Genomic DNA, 18,539 nt, shown 5'->3' with positions numbered 1-18,539 from the left:
TTTGAGGAGCAAAGGTTCATCATGCTGAAAGTCACCAAGGCGGTATTCCCGGTCGCGGGCCTCGGAACGCGATTTTTGCCCGCTACCAAGGCAAGCCCGAAGGAGATGCTGCCTGTCGTCGACAAACCGCTGATCCAGTACGCGGTCGAGGAAGCGATCGCTGCCGGCATCACCGAGATGATCTTCGTCACGGGCCGCAGCAAGCGCGCGATCGAGGATCACTTCGACAAGTCGTACGAAATCGAGGCTGAACTCGAGGCCCGCGGCAAGGACAAGCTGCTCGAGCTGGTGCGGAGCATCAAGCCGAGCCATGTCGACTGCTTCTACGTGCGCCAGCCGGAAGCGCTCGGCCTCGGCCACGCGGTGCTGTGCGCGGAAAAGCTGGTCGGCGACCACCCGTTCGCCGTGATCCTCGCGGACGACCTGCTCGACGGCGAGCCGCCCGTGATGAAGCAGATGGTGGATGTGTTCAACCACTATCACAGCTCGGTGATCGGCGTCGAAGAGATCCCGCCGTCGGAAACGAAGTCATACGGCATCGTCGACGGCAAGGAGTGGGAAGAGTCGATCATCAAGATGTCGGCGATCGTCGAGAAGCCGGCGCCGGAAGTCGCGCCGTCGAATCTCGGCGTCGTCGGCCGCTACATCCTCAAGCCGCGCATCTTCTCGCACCTGCGCGCGCTCAAGCCCGGCGCGGGCGGCGAGCTGCAGTTGACGGACGCGATCCAGGCGCTGCTGACCGACGAGCAGGTGCTCGCGTACAAGTATCACGGCACGCGCTTCGATTGCGGCAGCAAGCTCGGCTACCTGAAGGCGACGGTGGAATTCGCGCTGCGCCACCCTGAGGTGCGCAAGGAGTTCGCGGCCTACCTGCGTGACCGCCACGATTCGCTGCCCGCCGCCTGAGCACGGCGCGAGCCCGCCCGGCGGGCCCGAACGCGGCCGGCGCGCTCAGCGCGCGTCGGCCGGCTTCACCGAGACGACGCCCGGCATGCCGCCCGCGTCGTCTTTTTTCGTCTTGACGAGCCAGCCGCCCGCGTCGAACGGCAGCTTCGCCAGCGCACCGCGCACCAGCGCCGGCGCTGCCTGCCGTGCGTCCGGCTGGCGATCGCGCAGCGACGCCGACACCTGGTAGACGTCGCCCCCCGTCTTTGCGTCGACGAAACGCAGCGTCAGCACGTGCCGGTAAACCTTGCCGACGAACGCCAGCGCGGGCGCCGGCCCGTCGACCGCGACGCACGCGGCTTGCGCGCCGCCGCATTGCTCCGCCGACGCCTCGAGCGCGCCGGGCTGCGTCGCGTAAGCGATCGACAGCCGGTAGCGCGCGTCAGCGAGCGGCTGCGCGTCGAAGCCGCGCCGCGCAAGCTCGCCCTGCACGAGGGTCTCGATCTGCCGGTACGCCGCGTCGTCCGCCTGCGCGGCCGTGCGCGCGAACCCGTAGCCGCGTGCGCCCGACGCGAATGCGTCGCCCTGCCCCGACGCGCTCACGCCGGTCGTCATGCCCGCGCAGCCCGTCAACAGCGCGGCCGCCAGTACGGCCGCCGCCCATTCCGTTTTCATAGCTTCTCCCATGCTTGGCGCCATCACGCCAGCGGCTCGTCGATCACCGGCAACGCTACGGTGACCGCGGTGCCCACGCTCACCTCGCTGTCGACTGACACGCTCCCGCCATGCCGCGTGACGACCGTCTTCACGAACGCCATGCCGAGTCCCGACCCCGAAATCTCGGGCCGCTCGCCGGCATGAAACCGCTTGAAGCGCTCGAACAGATGCTGCTGATCTTCCGGCGAAATGCCGTATCCGTGATCGCGAATCGTGCAGGACATCCGCTTCGATGCGCGCTCGACCGACAGCGTACACGTGATGACCGTATCCGCCGGGCTGTACTTGACCGCGTTGTTCAACAGGTTCACGAACGTGCGCGTCATCAGCGAACGGTCCGCGTTCACCCAGCACGTCGCATCGCCGACGTCGGTGTCGATGCGGATGCGCTTGGCCCGCGCCTGCGGCCACACCTCGTCGCTCGCGTCGAACAGCACGTCGATGAAATTCGTCGCCTCGAGCTGATAGGTCTGCGACTCGGCGCGCGCCAGCTGCACGAATTCGTCCGCGAGCGACAGCGCGCGCTGCGCGTAGCGCTCGATCCGCGCGAGCAGCCCGCGCGTCTCGTCGGAGTCGACGCGCTGCCGCTCCATCGCGACGAGCGCGAGGATCGACGACTGCGGCGAGCGCATGTCGTGCGACAGCAGATGCAGCGCCTCCTCGCGCTGGCGCTCGGCGGCATGCAGGTCCGTCACGTCGACGAGACCGGCGATCCAGCCGGTCAGGCGGCCCTGCGCGCTCGTGCACGGCGCGCAGCGCAGCAGGTGATCGAGGCCGTCGCGGTCGTGCACCTCGATGCCTCGCCCCATCAGCGCGCTGTCCGTGACGCGCGTGGGGTCGAGCGCCGCTGGCCAGTGCGCGCGGATCTCCGCGTCGTGCTCGGCGTTGCCGTCCACGGTCTTGACGAACGCGAGCTCGCCGAGCGCGGCGCGCAGCGGGCGCCCTTCCGGCGGCGGCAACCCGAGCCGCGCCGCGTATTGCTTCGCCGCGTGGTTGGCGATCAGCACCCTGCCCGCGACGTCCGTGACGAACACCGGCTCCGGCATGCTGTCGAGACTGTCCCACACGAAGCGCTTCATGTCCTGCACGCGCTGCGCCGCCTGCGCCATCAGCGCCATCTGCCGCTCCAGCGCATCGCCGCGAAATTCGCCGCGGGCGTGCGGCGCCTCCGGCAGCAGATGCGGCTCGTCCGCGAGCCGCTGCAGTTCGCGGCGCAGGTACGACATCGTCATCTCGAGCCGCCGCCAGTTCCAGAGCGGGTACACGGCGATCAGGCCGAAAACCGCGGGCGCGGGCGACAGCCACAGCCGTCCGCCATAGAGGAGCGCCGCGCTCGCGGCGACGGACAGCCCGGCCAGGCTGAGCGTCAGCAGCAGCGCGCGCCACGGCGACAGCATCAGGAAACCGGCCAGCAGCACCGCCAGCGGCAACAACGACACGGCAAACAGGCTGATGCGCGGCACCGGCGAAATCGCCCGTCCGGTCATCAGCATGTCGAGCACCCCGGCATGGATGTAGACGCCCGCGAGCGGGCCGTAATCGCCCGACACGGGCGTCGCGAAACGGTCGTACAGGCCGGACGCCGTCACCCCGACGACGACGATCTTGCCGCGCAACGCGCTCGCCGGCACGCGCCCGTCCAGCACGTCGGCGAACGACACGCCCGGATAGGCGGGCGTGTTGCGGCTGAACGGAATCAGGTAGCGCCCCTCGCCGCTGCCGTCGCGTGCGAAGTCGTGCCCGACGCGGCCCGGGCGCAACGCGCCTGACGCGCGGGCGCGGGACACCGGCACCATCAGTTGCGGCCAGCGCGTGCGGCCGTCGCTTTCGTACAGCGCGACGCTGCGCACGATGCCGTCCGGATCGACTTCGAGATTGATGTGCCCGAGCCCTGCGGCGCGCGCGGCGAGCGACGGCACCGGGAGATCGACGGAGCGCGTGCCGTCCGTGCGCTCGGGGCTCAGCAGGACCGGCAGGAACGTCGGCACCCGGCCGAGCGCCCGCGCAAGCGCGGCGTCGTCCGGCGACGGTTCGGTAAACAGCACGTCGTAGACGACGGCGGCCGGCTGCGCCTGCGCGAGCGTGTCGAGCAGGCGCGCATGCACGCTGCGCGGCCACGGCCAGCGGCCGAGCGCCGCGACGCTGGGGTTGTCGATGTCGACGACGACGATGCCGGGCGCAAGCGGCACGCGGCGCAGCATCAGCAGCCGGTCGTAGATCAGGCCGTCGACGCCTTGCGACACGCGCCCGATCGCGCACGCGAGGATCACCGCGATGCCGAGGCAGCCGATCGACAGCCATTCGACGAGAAAGCGGCGGCCAAGCAGCCGCCGCCGCGGGGAAACGGAATCGAGTCTCATGCGCCGCCCGTCAGCGGGACAGCGTGAACGCGCCGACCGGGCTGGTTTTTTCGTAGAAGCGGCCGCCGTCGAACGACTCGATGGTCACTGCCCAGAAATACTCGCCGGGCGGCAGGTGCGCGACGACGATCTGCCGCGCCGTCAGGCCAACCTGCTCGACGATCGGCGCGCTCAGGTCCTTCGACGCCGACAGCACGAAGCGATATCGCAGGTTCCCGCCCGCGCCGTTCGGCGACCAGCGGAATTCGTAGCCGTCCGCGCCGGGCGCCGCGCTCGCGTCGATGCCCATCCGGCGCCGCTCGAACGCATAGGTGCGCGGCTGCCCTTCGAGGCCGTTCCCGTCGATCGCGGCAATCCGCACGAAGTACGTGCCGTCGGGGACGTTGGAGAACGCCGCGTGCGGCGTATCGGTGCGCGTCTCGCTGAACAGGTCGAGCAGCCCCGCGTCGTGCGCGAGCTGGACCCGGTACGCGCGCGCATCCGGCACCGGCGCGAGATCGAAACCGACGTCCGGCTCGTCCTGTACCTTGTCGGGCTTCACGAGCGCCGGCGCGCCGAGCAGCGGGACCGGCGCGCCGACCGCGCCGATCGCGGTCGCGATGGCGCCGAAATTCGCAGGCACGAGCGTCGCGCCGGACGGGTGGCGGCTGCCCGCGACGCCGACTGCGCCGTCGAGCACCTCGACGCGCGTCGCCGCATCGCCGGCCGCGTCGTAGCCGACCCGGAAGCGTGTGCCGCGCACCCCCGCGACCACCGACGGCGAACGGATCTGGAAGCGGTCGTCGCGCTTCTTCAGGTGCGTGACCTCGCTGTCGACCGACCCACGCCGCAATTCGAACACGCGGTCGAGCGTGCCGGTCAGCACGGTGCGGCGCAGCATCGTCAGGACGAGCTGGCTGTCCGGCGGCAGGCTCATGTGCGTGCCGTCCGCCAGCTCGAGCGTCACGAAGCCGTTCGCACCGGTCCGCACCCGGTCCCCCTCGGTCAGCGAAGCGTCGAGCGCGAGCGGCAGGTACGCGTCGCCGGACGCGCGCTCGGCCGGCCCCGCCACCGCGATGACGTGCGCCGCAAGCCGCTCCTTGCGCAACCGCGCGGCGGGCAGCTTCAGCGCGATGCCGGGCTGCAGGCGTTTCGGCGCCGGCACGCCGTTGAGCTGCGCGAGCAGCGGCCAGTCACCGGGGCCTTGCAGATAGCGGTCGGCGACGTCGTACAGCGTGTCGCCGTCGCGCGTCGTGTAGACGACCGTCTTGCCCGCCGCATGGCCAGGCGGCTGCGCCGCCGCCGGCTGGGCGAACAGCGGGGCCGACAGCGCGGCCGCAAGCAGGCACGCCGTTCGCAGCGCGCGTGGCGAGATCGCCGCCGTCACGCCGCCTCCCCTTGCGCGATCCGCTCGAGCCGATAGCCGTAGCCATAGATCGGCGCGAGCCGGTAGCCGTTCTCGGGGCGCAGCCCGAGCTTCGTGCGCAGCATCGAAACGTGCGTGTCCATCGTGCGCGACGGGATGTCGGTGGCCTGCTTCCAGACCATGTCGAGAATGTGGGCGCGCGACAGCGGACGGTCGAGATGCTGGAACAGCAGCAGCGCCAGCTCGAATTCCTTTTGTGTCAGGCTCACCGGCGTGTCGCCGACGTAGGCCTGCTTCAGGCTCACGTCGAACTTGAACAGGTCGAACTCGCGCACCACCGCCTCGGCATTGACCGGATACGCGCGCCGCAGCAGCGAGCCGACGCGCGCGCGCAGGATCGGGCCGGACACTGGCTTGACGATGTAATCGTCGGCGCCCGCGTTGAGAATCTGCGTGATCCCCGCTTCGTCGTCGCGGCTCGTCATGAAGATGATCGGCAGGCTGTGCTCGGCCTGATTGGCCCGCACCCACTTCAGCACTTCCTCGCCCGACAGGTCGGGCACGTTCCAGTCGAGCACCAGCAGGTCGAACGTTTCGCGCTGCAGACGCTTCTTGAGCGCCTTGCCTTCCGTGAACGCGTAGCACGTATGCCCGGCGGCCGTCAGCGTTTGACTGACGAAATCCGTCTGGGCCTGATCGTCATCCAGTACAGCAATTCTCATAGCACCCCGCAAAACGAAATCCGATCGTCCGGTTCAAGCCCCCGTGCGCCTTCCATGGGCGCACCCGCGGATACCCGCATGCCGGCACACGACCGGCGTGCGCGTGCGCGTCACGCGCGCCAGGCATCCATTATCGGACGAACCCGCCAAATATCTCAAAAACGGGGCAGGGATAAACCGGCGATTTCATCATAGTAGTATGAAAGCCGCGCTGAAATGGTGCGGACGATTGCCGTTTCGTCGAATCTTCCTTCGGGACGACGGGTGTGTGCGGTCGATTCACGTCGTCGCCGGCCGGCGCGCGGTGCCGATCGAGGATGATCGGCATGGGCGTGGGCCGTCTGTTTCGCTTCGTGCGGATTTCGAATGATTTCCGATCCGGAGGGCACGCGCTGTCCCCTTGTGCGACGGCGGTAACGCCAGGCTGGCCCCCTTGCCTGTCTCGACACGGCGTATCCCGGCCGCCCGGTTGAGGCGGTCGTTCGGCCATCGCGAGTATACGCGGCATGCGCCGGACCAACGTTCAGGAAATGTCAGATCGGGCGGACGGCCACGCAGCCTGGGCTGGCTGGCCGGCAGCGCGCGTCAACGGCGGCGCATCAGGAAGACGAAGGTCTTGTCCTGCGTCGACGATTCGACGATCTCGTTGCCGGTCTGCTTCGCGAACGCCGCGAAATCGCGCTGCGAGCCGGGATCGGTCGCGAGCACCTTGAGGATCTGCCCGCTCTCCATGTCGGCGAGCGCCTTCTTGGCACGCAGGATCGGCAACGGGCAATTGAGCCCGCGCGCGTCCACTTCCTTGTGAATCTGCATCGGCTGTCGACCTTCGAATGACGCGCCGCACGCGGCGCAAGAGGAAGCGGCAATTTTACCGCAGACCCGGCGCGGACGACGCGCGGCGCGGCGCGGTGCGGCCAGCAACCGCCGATTGCCGGTTGCGTCGCTCGGACCGAGGAGCAACTTCTCGCCATTGAGAATCGCGCTCGACTCGCTTGTGCCGTACTTCACGCGCGAGGAACACGGGCAGTCGATAACGCAAGGAAAAGAGCACTCCGTGCGAACGTATCGGCACGAATGTGAAGCCCCCCACCGGGAGCGGTCGCAAGCGCGACGCCCTCAACGAGCAGAGAAATCTAAAAAATCCCGCTAACGAGTTGCGCCACACATAATCACCGACATTTCACCGCGCATCTTCTCCACTTCATTTTCACGTTCCGCCAAACTCTCATTAATAACGTATATTCGATTGCAGCAGCGACCAAATTGACAATCGCTACCACGGAAAGGTAAAGATCATCAGGATCACGAATACCCAATTTTCGAGAGGCCATGAGCAATTGATGCTGTTGATCAAGCGGCATCGGCAGTGGATAAGTGTGAATGAATCTCATCGAAATGACAAACAAACCAACGAACAGAGCAATCTTGAACGTTATCGCCAGCAAACTACGGGCAAGTGCTACCATGGGCAATCACCTCAATGACGCCATATGCGCGCAGATCTGTATTTCGAACAGGCACGGTGTTTGTGCGCAACAGTGCGCGACGGATAGTTTGAAAGTCAGATATATTTTGCAACGTAATACATCCTAGCGACACGCCTCTGCCGCCGATCGGATGCAATCGGAAATTTCCGCCAGCTTGGCGTTAGCCATTCCGGGATTGATGCCAGCGATTTTCACGTTTTCCAGCAGCATGATGAAGTAGACCTGCTCCTGGCCTGCGTCGTTAATCCTGTACCACTTCAATTCCGCGGATTGCAGGGTCTGCCCTTTGGCGACGGCCTTGTAGAGGTAGGGGTTGGACGCATCGAATTCCTTCTCGATGCTCATGGGAGCGTGCGAGCGGGTACCGGTCACTTTCCCGGAGCTGCTATCGACCGGAAGATTCAGGCCGTGACTGAAGCCGATCACCTCGATGCTTCCCTCACGCCCCTGTACCGTAACGGAGCCCTTGATTTCCGCCCCACCGTCATCCTTGAGCCACATATACGCTGGAATCGGCATGCTGGTTCGTTATCCTATCAAGTTGAGGACCATGTTTTCCCGAGACGAGTTATCCAACTCCCTGTCCGGCTAGCACCATACACCAGAAACGAAGGAAATACGTAATGCAAATGTAATATATCTGCGTCGTCCGGGGCGTGCCTCATTGCCTTGCACCCGGTTCGCAGACTGATCCACGCGTGGCGATGCCCTTCGCTAGCCAGGAAACGAGCGCCAGAGTCGCGCGGGGACGACCGGACGCAACGAGTCGTGAACTGGCCCTAGCCCGCGCTCAGCCACGCATCGGCGATGCCGGCGTCCAGCTTGTCGAGCGCACCGTCGTAGACGATCCTGCCCCGCCCCATCACGGCGACGCGGCGCGTCAGCAGCGGCGCGAGCTGCAGCCGCTGCTCGATCAGCAGGATCGCGACGCCTTCGTCTCGCAGCGCCGCGAGGCAGGCGCCGACCTGCTCGACCGCGAGCGGCGCGAGCCCTTCGGCGGGTTCGTCGACGATCAGTACGCGCGGCGCGCCCGCCAGCGCACGCACCAGCGCGAGCATCTGCTGCTCGCCGCCGGACAGGTGCCCCGCCTGCACGTCCGCGCGCGCGGCCAGCAGCGGAAAGCGGGCGAACAGGCGCTCGAGCGCCGCGCGCCGGCCCGCGCCGCGCAAGCCGCGCAGCCCGAGACGCAGGTTGTCCCGCACGCTGAGCAGCGGGAACACGTCGCGGCTCTCGGCCACATACGCGACGCCGTGCCGCGCGACCGCGAAAGTCCGCGCGCCCGCGCACTCGGCGCCCGCGATCCGCACCGAGCCGGCGACGCGCACGAGCCCCATCACCGCCTTCGCGAGCGTCGAGCGCCCCGAGCCGTTGCGCCCGATCAGTGCGAGCGTGTCGCCCGCGTCGAGCGCGAGATCGACACCGTCGAGCGCCGGCTGCATGCCGTACCAGGCCCGCAGGCCGCGAATCTCGAGCAGCGCGCTCATGCGAAGCGCTCGCCGAGATACGCGGCGCGCACGGCCGGATCGGCACGGATCGCGTCGGGCGCGCCGGTCGCCACGATCGCGCCGCGCACCAGCACCGAGATCCGGTCCGCGAACCCGAACACGGCATCCATGTCGTGCTCGATCATCAGCACCGTGCGGCCGCGCGTCGTGCGGCGGATCAGCTCGATCATCCGCGCCGCCTGCGCGCGATTCATGCCGGCCGTCGGCTCGTCGAGCAGCAGCGTCGACGCGCCGCTCGCGAGCGCGATGCCGAGATCGAGCGCGCGCTGCTCCGCATAGCTCAGTTCGCCCGCCGGCGCATCGCGCCGCGCGTCGAGGTCGATCTCCGCCAGCACGCGCCGCGCGGCCCGATCGACCGACGCCGATTCGCGCAGCCGGTTCCACCAGCGCCGCCGCTCGGCCGGCGCGTGCATCGCCGCGCAGCGCAGATTGTCGAATACCGACAGGCGCAAGAACGCGCTCGTCTGCTGGAAGCTGCGCCCGATGCCGAGCCGGCTCGCCGCAACCGCGCCGCACCCGGCCAGATCGACCCCATGCAGCAGCACGCGCCCGCGCGTCGGCCGCGCCACGCCGGCGATCACGTCGAACAGCGTCGACTTGCCCGCGCCGTTCGGCCCGATCAGCGCATGGCGCTCGCCCGCCGCAATCGCGAGCTCGACGCCGTCGAGCACCGTGTGCATGCCGAAACGCTTGTATATGCCGTGCAATGCCACCGCCGTCCCGTTCATGTCCCCGCTCCGCTCACGCTGCCCGGGCGGCTCCCGCGGGCACGCCACAGCAGCGCGCCCGCGACTGCCGCGGCGAGCGCGACCGCCCAGCCGAGCGGCGCGCCGGCATCGACCCGCCACGGGCCGAGCGCCGCCTGTGCGCCTTCATCCTGCGCAAAGCGCCACGCATACCCGAGTTCCGCCGCGCAGACGACCGCGATGCTCCAGCACAGGCAGGCGGCGACCGCGCACGCCATCCGGAGCCGCTCGCGCCCGCCGCGCCGCAACGCATGCAGGACGTCCGTCGCGCTCCCCGCCATCCCGCGCGGCGCGCCCACGACCACGACCACGAACAGCAGGCCGAGATACAGCGCCCACGCGCGCGAGACGCCGGCGACCGCGACACTGAAAAACGTCAGCGCCGCCGCGCCGAGCGCCGGCCCGAAAAACGACGCGGTGCCGCCGGTGACGGCGGCGATCAGCACCGTCGCCGAGCGCGCCATGCCGACGCTGTCGGCCGTCGCGATCTCGACGTCGATCAACGTGAGGGTGCCCGCGACGCCCGCGAAGAACGACGCGCACGTGACCATCGCGAGCCGCACATGGCGCGGATCGGTGCCCAGCGCCGCCACGCGCGCCGGATTGTCGCGCACGGCGTTCGCGAGGCGCGCGAGCGGCGTGCGCGTGAGCGCGCGCATCGCCAGCGCCGACACGACGCACCACGCGGCGATCACCGCGTACGCCTCGCCCGGCGCGCCGAAATGCCAGCGGCCCCATGCGGCGCCGCTCGCGCGGTCGATCGTCACGCCGCCGATCCCGCCGAACCACGCGGGCACGCTCCACGCGGCGGCCGCGACGCATTCGCCGAGGCCGAGCGTGATCATCGCGAACGCGGTGCCGGCACGGCGCGTCGCAACCAGGCCGAACAGCCAGCCGAAGCCCGCCCCCGCCACGCCGCCGACGAGCGGGAGCAGCGGCAGCGGCCCGCCGAAGCGGTTGAACCAGTGCGCGGCGGCGAATGCGCCGAGGCCGGCGAACGCCGCATGGCCGAACGACAGCAGGCCAGTCGTGCCGAGCTGCAGGTTGTACGACAGCGCGAGCACGACGAGCGCGGCCGTTTGCGCGAGATAGCCGAGCATCCAGCCGTGCGGCCACAGCCACGCAGGCAGCACGAGACAACCGACGAACAGCGCCCAGCGCGCGGCGCGAACAGGCGTCCGGCTATGCATCGGCACGCTCGCCGAACAGCCCGCGCGGCCGCGCGACCAGCACCGCGACCAGCAACAGGTACGGGACAAGCGGCGCCAGCTGCGAGACCGTCAGCGCGCCCGCGCCGTCCGGCAGCGCGACGCCCGCCGCTGCGGCGACGTCGCGCAGCGACAGACTGCTCGCCGCCGCGAAGGTCTGCGCGCAGCCGACCGCGAGCGACGCGGCGAGCGCGCCGCGCAGCGAGCCGAGGCCACCGATCACGACCACCGCGAACACGACCGAGCCGACCGTCTCGGCCATCGCGGGCTCGATCACGGCCAGCGGCGCGCCGATCACGCCCGCGAGCGCCGCCAGCGCCGTCCCCGCGCCGAACAGGCCCGTCATCACGCGCGGCACGTCGTAGCCGAGCGCCTCGACGGCCGCGCGGTGCGTGAGCGCCGCGCGCACCACGAGACCGATCGTCGACGCGCGCAGCAGCGCCGCGAGCGCGGCCAGCATCGCGAGCGACATCGCCATCATGAAAAGCCGGTAGCGCGGCAACGCGACGCCGAGCCACGTCACCGGCGCGCCGTCGAGGAGCGGCGGCACGGGCGCGGGCAACGGCGCGAGCCCCCACGCCAGTTTCGCCCCTTCGGCGATCAGGCAGGCGAGCCCGAACGTCAGCAGCAACTCGCTCGTGTGCCCGCGCGCCTGCACGCGGCGCAGCAGCCAGCGCTCGCAGGCCGCGCCGGCCACGCCGACCGCGACCGGCGCGGCGGCGAGCGCCGCCCAGAACCCCGCGCGCGCGGCCACGCTGTAGCCGACGTATGCGCCCAGCATGTAGAAACTCGCATGCGCGAAGTTGAGCACGCCCTGCACGCTGAAGATCAGCGTAAGGCCCGCCGACAGCATGAACAGCAGCAATCCGTAGCTGAGGCCGTTGAAGGCCTGGACGACGAGCGCCTGCACCGCGCCTCCGTCAGGCCGCGAGCGCGTCGAGCGCCACGCGCAACGCGTCGGGCAGCGGCACCGGCCGCCGCGTCTCGCGATCGACGTACACGTGCACGAAATGGCCTTGCGCGGCGGGCGACGCATCGCCGTGCGCGAACAGGCCGATCTCGTAGCGCACGCTCGACGTGCCGAGCTTCGCGACGCGCAAGCCCGCGTCGACCGCCTGCGGAAACACGAGCGGCGCGAAGTAGTTGCATTGCGTCTCGACCACGAGGCCGATCGTCTGCCCGCGCTCGACGTCGAGCACGCCCGCGCGGATCAGGTATTCGTTGACCACGGTGTCGAAGTAGCTGTAGTAGACGACGTTGTTCACGTGCCCGTACACGTCGTTGTCCATCCAGCGAGTCGTGATCGGCAGGAAGTGGCGGTAGGCGTCGCGCGGACGCGGCTGCGGTCTGTCGGACATGGCGGTGGCGGTCACAGCGATTCGGTCGGCATGCGGCGGTAGTCGTCGGCCGTCGCGATGCGCGGGTTGGTCTTGTGGCAGTGATCGGCAAGCGCCCCTTCGATCACGTGCGCCAGGCGGGCGCGCGCGGGCATCACTGGCCGGGCCGGTCGACGAATTCGAAGTCGAGGCCGCGCGCGCGCATCCAGTCGGCGAGCGCGTAGCCGGTGCCGGCACGCCACGGCCGCAGGTCCGGCGGATCGACCAGCCGGTATTCGAGCAGTTCGGGCGACAGCGCGACCGTGCCCGACGCGCGCACGTGGTACGCGATGATCAGTTCGTTCTTGCGGATGAACTCGTAGACGCCGACGAGCGACACCTGCTCGGCCGTCAGCGCGGTTTCCTCGAACACTTCGCGGGCAATCCCGGCCTCGGGTGTTTCGCCGTGCTCCAGAAACCCGGTGATCAGCGCGAACACGCCTTCCTGCCACGCGGCATTACGTGCGAGCAGGATCTTGCCGCCGTACTCGACGATCGCGGCGACGACGGGCAGCGGATTGTTCCAGTGGACATAGCCGCAGGCGTCGTCGGGACACGTCTGCCGGAGGCGTCCGCCCTCTTCGGGCGGATCGGCTCGCTCGATCAGCGGACGCGCGCAGCGCGGGCAAAAGCGGTAGTCGGCAGTCGTCATCGGCGGGGAAAGCGCGGGCGCCCGGCCGCATTCCACGAGCGGCGCCAGGCTCCCGCTCGGCGCGGGAAAGGTTTCATTCTAGCGGCTTTGCCCGCGCCGCAGACGATCCGGCCCCGAGCCAGTCAGGGCCTTGCGCCGCGTCGCGCCGCGCGGGCCGCGATCGCGGCGAACCCCGCGGCGCCGGCCAGCAGCGCGGCCGCCGCGAGCCAGAGCGCGGGCGAGAACGATCCGTAGTGCGATGCGAGTGGCGCCGCGACGAGCGGGCCGGCGATCTGCCCGGCGCCATACGACGCCGTCGCATACCCCATCAGCCCGGCCGCGCGCTCGCCGTGCAAACGCCGCGCCTCACGCATCGCGAACAGCGTGATCGCGGTGAACGGCAGACCGATCAGCACGCTGCCCAGCGCGAAGCCCGCCGCGGTCGGCCACACGATCCCCGCGGCGATGCCTGCGGCCTGCAGCGCGCAGCCGGCCGCGAGCAGCATCCGGTTGTCCCAGTGCGCCGGCAGCCGCGCGGCGGCGAGCGCGCCGGGAATCAGCGCCGCGCCGAACATCGGCCAGAACAGGTCGGGCCACGGCGAGCCGGCCGGCAGCGCCGCACGCGCGATCACGGGCAGGAAGGTCGCGGTGATGATGTAGCCGAAGCCGGGCATCGTGTAGAGCGCGACGAGCCACACCGCGTCGGCCTGGCGCGGCGTCGGCGCATCCCGCGCGGCCGTGTCGCCCGGCGTCGGCGCGTGTTCCGCGCGAGTGGCCGGCGCGGTCGCGCCGAACACCCGCCAGATCGCCGCCGACAGCACCGCGGACAGCGCGGCGAAACCTAGCCAGCCCGACGCGGCGCGATGGCCGGCGAGCGCGCTGCCGATCAGCCCGGTCAACACGATGCCGACGCCCGGCCCGGCATAGATGAGCCCGCTTGCGGCGCCCGCCTGCAGCGCGGCAAGCCGCCTGAGCCCCCACTGCGACACGAACACGAACGTCCACGCGCTGACGACGCCCGCCACAAATCGGGCGGCGAGCCATACGGGCAGCGCATGGCCGATGCCCATCGCGGCCGTCAGCAGCACCGTCGCGGCGAGCCCGAACCGGACCATCCGGGCCGGCTCGACGGCGAGCCGCGCGCAACTGAGCGCGCCGACGAAGTAGCCCGCGTAGTTCGCCGACGCGAGCCAGCCGCCCGCGCGCAGGCCGAGCGAGCCGTCGGCCAGCATCAGCGGCAACAGCGGCGTGAACGCGAAGCGGCCGACGCCGAGCGCGACGGCCAGCCCGGCCATGCAGGCCCATGCGACGGCGCGGGCCTGCTGTTCGGTGTCTCGGGGCGGGAACGCCGCGGCGGCGGCGACGGTGGAATCGGAGCGTGACATGGCGCAATCGCAGTCCGGCGCGCGGCGCCGGTCGAATTCGGACGATTCCATCCTAGCTTGACCAAACGTTCTCGAAAAATGAATAATCAAGAATCAATCGATCGCCTGGAGAGAATCATGGATCTGGCAGCGCTGGCGATATTCCGGGCCGTCGTGCGCGAGAACGGCGTCACGCGCGCGGCCGCGAAGCTCAATCGCGTGCAGTCGAACGTCACGACGCGCATCAAGCAGCTGGAGGAGGAGCTGGGCGCGGCGCTGTTCGTGCGGGACGGGCGGCGGCTGGTGCTCACGCCGGCCGGCGAGACCTTGCTGCCGTACGCGGAGCGCCTGCTGGCGCTGGCCGACGAAGCGCGCCACGCGGTGCGCGAGGACCGGCCGCGCGGTCGCCTGCGGCTCGGGACGATGGAGAGCACGGCGGCGAGCCGCCTGCCCGCCGTGCTGGCACGCTACCACCAGGCCTGGCCGGATGTCGCGCTCGAGCTCGTGACCGGCACGACCGGCTGGCTGATCGGCAAGGTGCGCGAATTCGAGATCGACGCGGCGCTGATCGCGCGCCCGCCTGCGCCCGTGGAACTGCCGGAGACGTTCGACGCAGTGCCGGTGTTCCGCGAGGAACTGGTGCTGCTCACGCCGCGCGGCCATCCGCCGGTGCGCTCGCCGCGCGACGTGATCCTGCCGACGCTGATCGCGTTCGAGCGCGGCTGCACGTACCGCCATTACGTCGAGCAGTGGTACGCGGCGCACGGGATGAAGCCGGCGCGCGTGTTGGAACTCGGCTCGTATCACGCGATCGTCGCCTGCGTGGCGGCGGGCGCGGGCATCGCCGTCGCGCCCCGCTCGGTGCTCGACGGACAGCGCGAGATCGAGAACCTGACGCTGCATGCGATCCCCGGGTTCGATGCGATCGACACGCTGCTGGTGTGGCGGCAAGGCAACGCGTCCGCGGCGCTCGATGCGTTGCAGCACGCGCTGCTCGCGGCGGCGCGCGAAACGGGCTCGGCGGAACCGGTCGCGCAGCCGGATCGCAACGCGGCACTGGCGCACACCACTTAAGTTGGATTGGCGACGGAGAGACAGGAAGAGAATCGCGAAAGCCGCGATTGACGATGCTGCGGATGGCTGAATCGCCGGGGACGGACAACGAGGAGCGGTGATTGCCGGCATGCTGAGAGAACCGCGCATGCGGCGCATCGGGCACTGCCCGACCGCGAATTTGCCGCCATCATGGGCGGCGTCGGCGCGGCCGGCCGACGCGTCGGGTCCGGCGGCGGCGTCGCGTTGCACGACGCCGCCGCCGATCCGGTTACAGCCGTTCCGCGACCCAGCCCTGGACGCCCGCGAGCGCCGCCGGCAGGTTCGCCGGCTCGGTGCCGCCGGCCTGCGCCATGTCGGGGCGGCCGCCGCCCTTGCCGCCGACCTGCTGCGCGACGAAGTTCACGAGCTCGCCCGCCTTCACCTTCTTGCTGGCATCCGGCGTCACGCCCGCGATCAGGCTGACCTTGCCGCCTTCGACGGCGGCCAGCACGATCGCCGCGCTCTTCAGCTTGTCCTTCAGCTTGTCGACGGTTTCGCGCAGCGTCTTCGCGTCCGCGCCGTCGAGCGTCGCGGCCAGCACGTGCACGCCGCCGACTTCGACCGCCTGCTGCGCGAGCTCGTCGCCCTGGCTCGACGCGAGCTTCGACTTCAGCGCCGACAGCTCCTTCTCGAGCGACTTGACCTGATCCTGCACCTGCGCAATGCGCTGCGTCAGCTCCGACGGCTGCGCCTTCAGCGCGGCCGCCGCTTCGTTCACGCGCGCGTCGAGCGTCTGCACGTAGCGCACCGCGTTGTCGCCGGTGATCGCCTCGACGCGGCGGATGCCCGCCGCGACGCCGCCTTCCATCACGATCTTGAACAGGCCGATGTCGCCGGTGCGATGCACGTGCGTGCCGCCGCACAGTTCGCGCGAGAAGCCGAGGTCGAGCACGCGGACTTCGTCGCCGTACTTCTCGCCGAACAGCGCCATCGCGCCGCCCTTGACCGCGTCGTCGTACGCCATCACCTGCACGATGCCCGGCGCGTTCGCGAGCACTTCGGCGTTGACGATCGCCTCGACGCGACGGATTTCATCATCGGTCAGCGGCGCATTGTGCGCGAAGTCGAAGCGGGTCTTGTCGGCATCGACGAGCGAGCCCTTCTGCTGCACGTGCGAGCCGAGCACGTCGCGCAGCGCCTTGTGCATCAGGTGGGTCGCCGAGTGGTTGCGCGCGGTGCGCGCGCGGCGCTGCGCGTCGATCTCCGCGCGCAGCACGTCGCCGACCTTGAGCGTGCCCTGCTCGAGCGTGCCGTGGTGGCCGATCACGTCGGCCTGCACCTTCAGCGTGTCGCCGACCGCGAAGCGCGTCGTCGCATTCGCGAGCACGCCCTGGTCGCCGGCCTGGCCGCCCGACTCCGCGTAGAACGGCGTGTGGTCGAGCACGACGACTGCATCCTGGCCGGCCTTCACTTCGTTGACCGACGAGCCGTCGACATACAGCGCGGTGACCTTCGCGTCGTCGAACGCGATTTCTTCGTAACCGTGGAAGGTGGTCTTCGCGCCCGTGTATTCGAGGCCCTGCGTCGCCTTGAACTTGCCGGCCGCACGGGCCTGCTCGCGCTGGCGCGCCATCGCGTCGTCGAACGCCGGCTCGTCGACCGTCATCCCGCGCTCGCGGCACACGTCGGCCGTCAGGTCGAGCGGGAAGCCGTAGGTATCGTGCAGCTTGAACGCCAGCTCGCCGTCGAGCACCTTGCCGCCCTTCGCTTCGACGTCGGCCAGCGCCGCCTCGAGGATCGACATGCCGTGCTCGATCGTCTCGAAGAAGCGCTCCTCTTCCTGGCGCAGCACGTCGGTCACGCGCTGCTCCGCTTCCTTCAGCTCCGGATACGCTTCGCCCATCTCGGCGACGAGGTCGGCGACCAGCTTGTGGAAGAACGAGCCCTTGCGGCCGAGCTTGTAGCCGTGGCGGATCGCGCGGCGCACGATCCGGCGCAGCACGTAGCCGCGGCCTTCGTTGCCCGGAATCACGCCGTCGACGATCAGGAACGAGCACGCGCGGATGTGATCGGCGATCACCTTCAGCGAATTGTTCGCCAGGTCGCTGATGCCGGTTTCGCGCGCGGCGGCCTTGATCAGGTTCTGGAACAGATCGATCTCGTAGTTGCTGTGCACGTGCTGCAGCACCGCGGCGATCCGCTCGAGGCCCATGCCGGTGTCGATCGACGGCTTCGGCAGGCGCGTCATGTTGCCCTGCGCGTCGCGGTTGAACTGCATGAACACGAGGTTCCAGATCTCGATGTAGCGGTCGCCGTCTTCTTCCGGCGATCCCGGCGGGCCGCCCCACACGTCCGGGCCGTGATCGTAGAAGATCTCCGAGCACGGGCCGCACGGGCCGGTGTCGCCCATCTGCCAGAAGTTGTCCGATGCGTAGCGCGCGCCCTTGTTGTCGCCGATGCGGATGATCCGCTCGGCCGGCACGCCGACTTCCTTCGCCCAGATGTCGTAGGCTTCGTCGTCGTCATGGTAGACGGTGACCCAGAGCTTCTCCTTCGGCAGCTGGTAGACCGACGTCAGCAGCTCCCAGCTGTACAGGATCGCGTCGCGCTTGAAGTAGTCGCCGAACGAGAAGTTGCCGAGCATCTCGAAGAACGTGTGATGGCGCGCGGTGTAGCCGACGTTCTCGAGGTCGTTGTGCTTGCCGCCGGCGCGCACGCTGCGCTGCGACGTGGTCGCGCGCGAGTACGGGCGCGATTCGGTGCCGAGGAACACGTCCTTGAACTGCACCATCCCCGAATTGGTGAACAGCAGCGTGGGGTCGTTACCGGGCACGAGGCTCGACGAGCGGACGATCGTGTGGCCCTTCGATTCGAAGAATTTGAGGAATTTCTCGCGGATTTCGGCAGCTTTCATGGCGTGCGGGGACGTTCTGGCTAAGGCTGGCATCAAACGCCGGCAACCCGTGCGGGCGCGCGGCGGCAGGTTTCTGAAACGATCGATTATACGGGATAGATCCGGGCGCGCGGCCGGCGCCCGGCAAAGCGGCTCGCCCATTCGGCCGACCGGGCTGGGCCACCGGCGCCCGCGATTCGCTTTAAGATGCCGGACAGGCCATTGCGCGCCGCCGCAAGCCACTGCAAAACCAATGCCACTGAGG

At 69.5% G+C, this 18,539-nt stretch carries 19 protein-coding genes; 2 read left to right on the top strand and 17 right to left on the bottom strand.

The features are described from left to right. Window positions 1-21 precede the first annotated feature (21 nt). Window positions 22-906 (top strand): UTP--glucose-1-phosphate uridylyltransferase GalU, encoded by an 885-nt coding sequence (gene galU / locus LIG30_RS17515; RefSeq protein ID WP_038713920.1) that lies wholly within the window; start codon window positions 22-24, stop codon window positions 904-906. Window positions 907-951: 45 nt separating this feature from the next. Here the strand turns inward: galU and LIG30_RS17510 are convergent, their stop codons facing one another. The 16 genes from LIG30_RS17510 to LIG30_RS17450 form a co-directional block, all read right to left on the bottom strand. Beyond that, window positions 952-1,560 (bottom strand): DUF4136 domain-containing protein, encoded by a 609-nt coding sequence (locus LIG30_RS17510; RefSeq protein ID WP_038713918.1) that lies wholly within the window; start codon window positions 1,558-1,560, stop codon window positions 952-954. Between the two features lie 23 nt (window positions 1,561-1,583). Beyond that, window positions 1,584-3,962 (bottom strand): CHASE2 domain-containing protein, encoded by a 2,379-nt coding sequence (locus tag LIG30_RS17505; RefSeq protein ID WP_038713917.1) that lies wholly within the window; start codon window positions 3,960-3,962, stop codon window positions 1,584-1,586. Between the two features lie 10 nt (window positions 3,963-3,972). Then, window positions 3,973-5,328: a FecR domain-containing protein gene (locus LIG30_RS17500; protein WP_038713916.1), complete on the bottom strand. Its 1,356-nt coding sequence runs from the start codon at window positions 5,326-5,328 to the stop codon at window positions 3,973-3,975. Further along, a complete protein-coding gene (locus LIG30_RS17495; protein ID WP_038713913.1) occupies window positions 5,325-6,029 on the bottom strand; it encodes a response regulator transcription factor in 705 nt (234 codons plus the stop codon). The genes LIG30_RS17500 and LIG30_RS17495 overlap by 4 nt, the downstream gene beginning before the upstream one ends. A gap of 585 nt (window positions 6,030-6,614) precedes the next feature. After that, window positions 6,615-6,842 carry a sulfurtransferase TusA family protein gene (locus tag LIG30_RS17490; RefSeq protein WP_038713912.1) on the bottom strand — a complete coding sequence of 76 codons (228 nt, stop codon included), beginning with the start codon at window positions 6,840-6,842 and terminating at the stop codon, window positions 6,615-6,617. 356 nt (window positions 6,843-7,198) lie between these two features. Beyond that, window positions 7,199-7,495, bottom strand: a complete 297-nt coding sequence (locus tag LIG30_RS25465) for a hypothetical protein (protein ID WP_083494080.1) — start codon at window positions 7,493-7,495, stop codon at window positions 7,199-7,201. Beyond that, window positions 7,476-7,628 (bottom strand): hypothetical protein, encoded by a 153-nt coding sequence (locus LIG30_RS25460; RefSeq protein ID WP_326973048.1) that lies wholly within the window; start codon window positions 7,626-7,628, stop codon window positions 7,476-7,478. Before LIG30_RS25460 ends, LIG30_RS25465 begins: the two co-directional genes overlap by 20 nt. Further along, the gene (locus LIG30_RS17485; protein ID WP_083494078.1) at window positions 7,619-8,035 is read right to left on the bottom strand and encodes an Hcp family type VI secretion system effector; all 417 of its coding nucleotides are present in this window, start codon (window positions 8,033-8,035) and stop codon (window positions 7,619-7,621) included. The genes LIG30_RS25460 and LIG30_RS17485 overlap by 10 nt, the downstream gene beginning before the upstream one ends. 260 nt (window positions 8,036-8,295) lie before the next feature. Then, the gene (locus LIG30_RS17480) at window positions 8,296-9,000 is read right to left on the bottom strand and encodes an ABC transporter ATP-binding protein (RefSeq protein ID WP_038713910.1); all 705 of its coding nucleotides are present in this window, start codon (window positions 8,998-9,000) and stop codon (window positions 8,296-8,298) included. Continuing rightward, window positions 8,997-9,749, bottom strand: coding sequence for an ABC transporter ATP-binding protein (locus LIG30_RS17475; RefSeq protein WP_038713909.1), 753 nt, complete (start codon window positions 9,747-9,749; stop codon window positions 8,997-8,999). The genes LIG30_RS17480 and LIG30_RS17475 overlap by 4 nt, the downstream gene beginning before the upstream one ends. Further along, window positions 9,746-10,957 carry a branched-chain amino acid ABC transporter permease gene (locus LIG30_RS17470; protein ID WP_038713907.1) on the bottom strand — a complete coding sequence of 404 codons (1,212 nt, stop codon included), beginning with the start codon at window positions 10,955-10,957 and terminating at the stop codon, window positions 9,746-9,748. The genes LIG30_RS17475 and LIG30_RS17470 overlap by 4 nt, the downstream gene beginning before the upstream one ends. Next, window positions 10,950-11,828 carry a branched-chain amino acid ABC transporter permease gene (locus LIG30_RS17465; RefSeq protein WP_442856862.1) on the bottom strand — a complete coding sequence of 293 codons (879 nt, stop codon included), beginning with the start codon at window positions 11,826-11,828 and terminating at the stop codon, window positions 10,950-10,952. The genes LIG30_RS17470 and LIG30_RS17465 overlap by 8 nt, the downstream gene beginning before the upstream one ends. Window positions 11,829-11,895: 67 nt before the next feature. Next, window positions 11,896-12,333: an acyl-CoA thioesterase gene (locus LIG30_RS17460; RefSeq protein ID WP_038713905.1), complete on the bottom strand. Its 438-nt coding sequence runs from the start codon at window positions 12,331-12,333 to the stop codon at window positions 11,896-11,898. Window positions 12,334-12,344: 11 nt separating this feature from the next. Continuing rightward, window positions 12,345-12,467, bottom strand: coding sequence for a hypothetical protein (locus LIG30_RS27470; RefSeq protein ID WP_268760709.1), 123 nt, complete (start codon window positions 12,465-12,467; stop codon window positions 12,345-12,347). Further along, entirely contained in the window at window positions 12,467-13,003 is a 537-nt protein-coding gene (locus LIG30_RS17455) for an NUDIX domain-containing protein (RefSeq protein WP_038713903.1), read from the bottom strand. The genes LIG30_RS27470 and LIG30_RS17455 overlap by 1 nt, the downstream gene beginning before the upstream one ends. 122 nt (window positions 13,004-13,125) lie before the next feature. After that, on the bottom strand, window positions 13,126-14,367 hold the full coding sequence (locus LIG30_RS17450; protein ID WP_200929700.1) for a YbfB/YjiJ family MFS transporter: 1,242 nt from the start codon (window positions 14,365-14,367) through the stop codon (window positions 13,126-13,128). Window positions 14,368-14,484: 117 nt separating this feature from the next. Between LIG30_RS17450 and LIG30_RS17445 the strand changes: the two genes are divergently transcribed. Next, a complete protein-coding gene (locus LIG30_RS17445; RefSeq protein ID WP_038713896.1) occupies window positions 14,485-15,420 on the top strand; it encodes a LysR family transcriptional regulator in 936 nt (311 codons plus the stop codon). Window positions 15,421-15,670: 250 nt separating this feature from the next. Here the strand turns inward: LIG30_RS17445 and alaS are convergent, their stop codons facing one another. After that, window positions 15,671-18,295 (bottom strand): alanine--tRNA ligase, encoded by a 2,625-nt coding sequence (gene alaS, locus LIG30_RS17440; RefSeq protein ID WP_038713894.1) that lies wholly within the window; start codon window positions 18,293-18,295, stop codon window positions 15,671-15,673. Window positions 18,296-18,539 lie beyond the last annotated feature (244 nt).

Origin of the sequence: Burkholderia sp. lig30 (assembly GCF_000687455.2) — a bacterium.
In the GTDB taxonomy this organism is placed as follows: domain Bacteria; phylum Pseudomonadota; class Gammaproteobacteria; order Burkholderiales; family Burkholderiaceae; genus Burkholderia.
The sequence above is the reverse complement of the archived record's forward strand: the minus strand, read 5'-3'. Positions and strand labels throughout refer to the sequence as shown.

Coding starts and splice junctions, on each gene's coding strand:
- LIG30_RS25465 (WP_083494080.1), bottom strand. CDS start 7,495: ATGGTAGCACTTGCCCGTAGTTTGCTGGCGATAACGTTCAAGATTGCT.
- LIG30_RS17460 (WP_038713905.1), bottom strand. CDS start 12,333: ATGTCCGACAGACCGCAGCCGCGTCCGCGCGACGCCTACCGCCACTTC.
- LIG30_RS17480 (WP_038713910.1), bottom strand. CDS start 9,000: ATGAGCGCGCTGCTCGAGATTCGCGGCCTGCGGGCCTGGTACGGCATG.
- LIG30_RS17495 (WP_038713913.1), bottom strand. CDS start 6,029: ATGAGAATTGCTGTACTGGATGACGATCAGGCCCAGACGGATTTCGTC.
- LIG30_RS27470 (WP_268760709.1), bottom strand. CDS start 12,467: ATGCCCGCGCGCGCCCGCCTGGCGCACGTGATCGAAGGGGCGCTTGCC.
- alaS (WP_038713894.1), bottom strand. CDS start 18,295: ATGAAAGCTGCCGAAATCCGCGAGAAATTCCTCAAATTCTTCGAATCG.
- LIG30_RS17505 (WP_038713917.1), bottom strand. CDS start 3,962: ATGAGACTCGATTCCGTTTCCCCGCGGCGGCGGCTGCTTGGCCGCCGC.
- LIG30_RS17470 (WP_038713907.1), bottom strand. CDS start 10,957: ATGCATAGCCGGACGCCTGTTCGCGCCGCGCGCTGGGCGCTGTTCGTC.
- LIG30_RS17445 (WP_038713896.1), top strand. CDS start 14,485: ATGGATCTGGCAGCGCTGGCGATATTCCGGGCCGTCGTGCGCGAGAAC.
- LIG30_RS17485 (WP_083494078.1), bottom strand. CDS start 8,035: ATGCCGATTCCAGCGTATATGTGGCTCAAGGATGACGGTGGGGCGGAA.
- LIG30_RS17475 (WP_038713909.1), bottom strand. CDS start 9,749: ATGAACGGGACGGCGGTGGCATTGCACGGCATATACAAGCGTTTCGGC.
- LIG30_RS17450 (WP_200929700.1), bottom strand. CDS start 14,367: ATGTCACGCTCCGATTCCACCGTCGCCGCCGCCGCGGCGTTCCCGCCC.
- galU (WP_038713920.1), top strand. CDS start 22: ATGCTGAAAGTCACCAAGGCGGTATTCCCGGTCGCGGGCCTCGGAACG.
- LIG30_RS17465 (WP_442856862.1), bottom strand. CDS start 11,828: ATGCTGTCGGCGGGCCTTACGCTGATCTTCAGCGTGCAGGGCGTGCTC.
- LIG30_RS17510 (WP_038713918.1), bottom strand. CDS start 1,560: ATGAAAACGGAATGGGCGGCGGCCGTACTGGCGGCCGCGCTGTTGACG.
- LIG30_RS17490 (WP_038713912.1), bottom strand. CDS start 6,842: ATGCAGATTCACAAGGAAGTGGACGCGCGCGGGCTCAATTGCCCGTTG.
- LIG30_RS17455 (WP_038713903.1), bottom strand. CDS start 13,003: ATGACGACTGCCGACTACCGCTTTTGCCCGCGCTGCGCGCGTCCGCTG.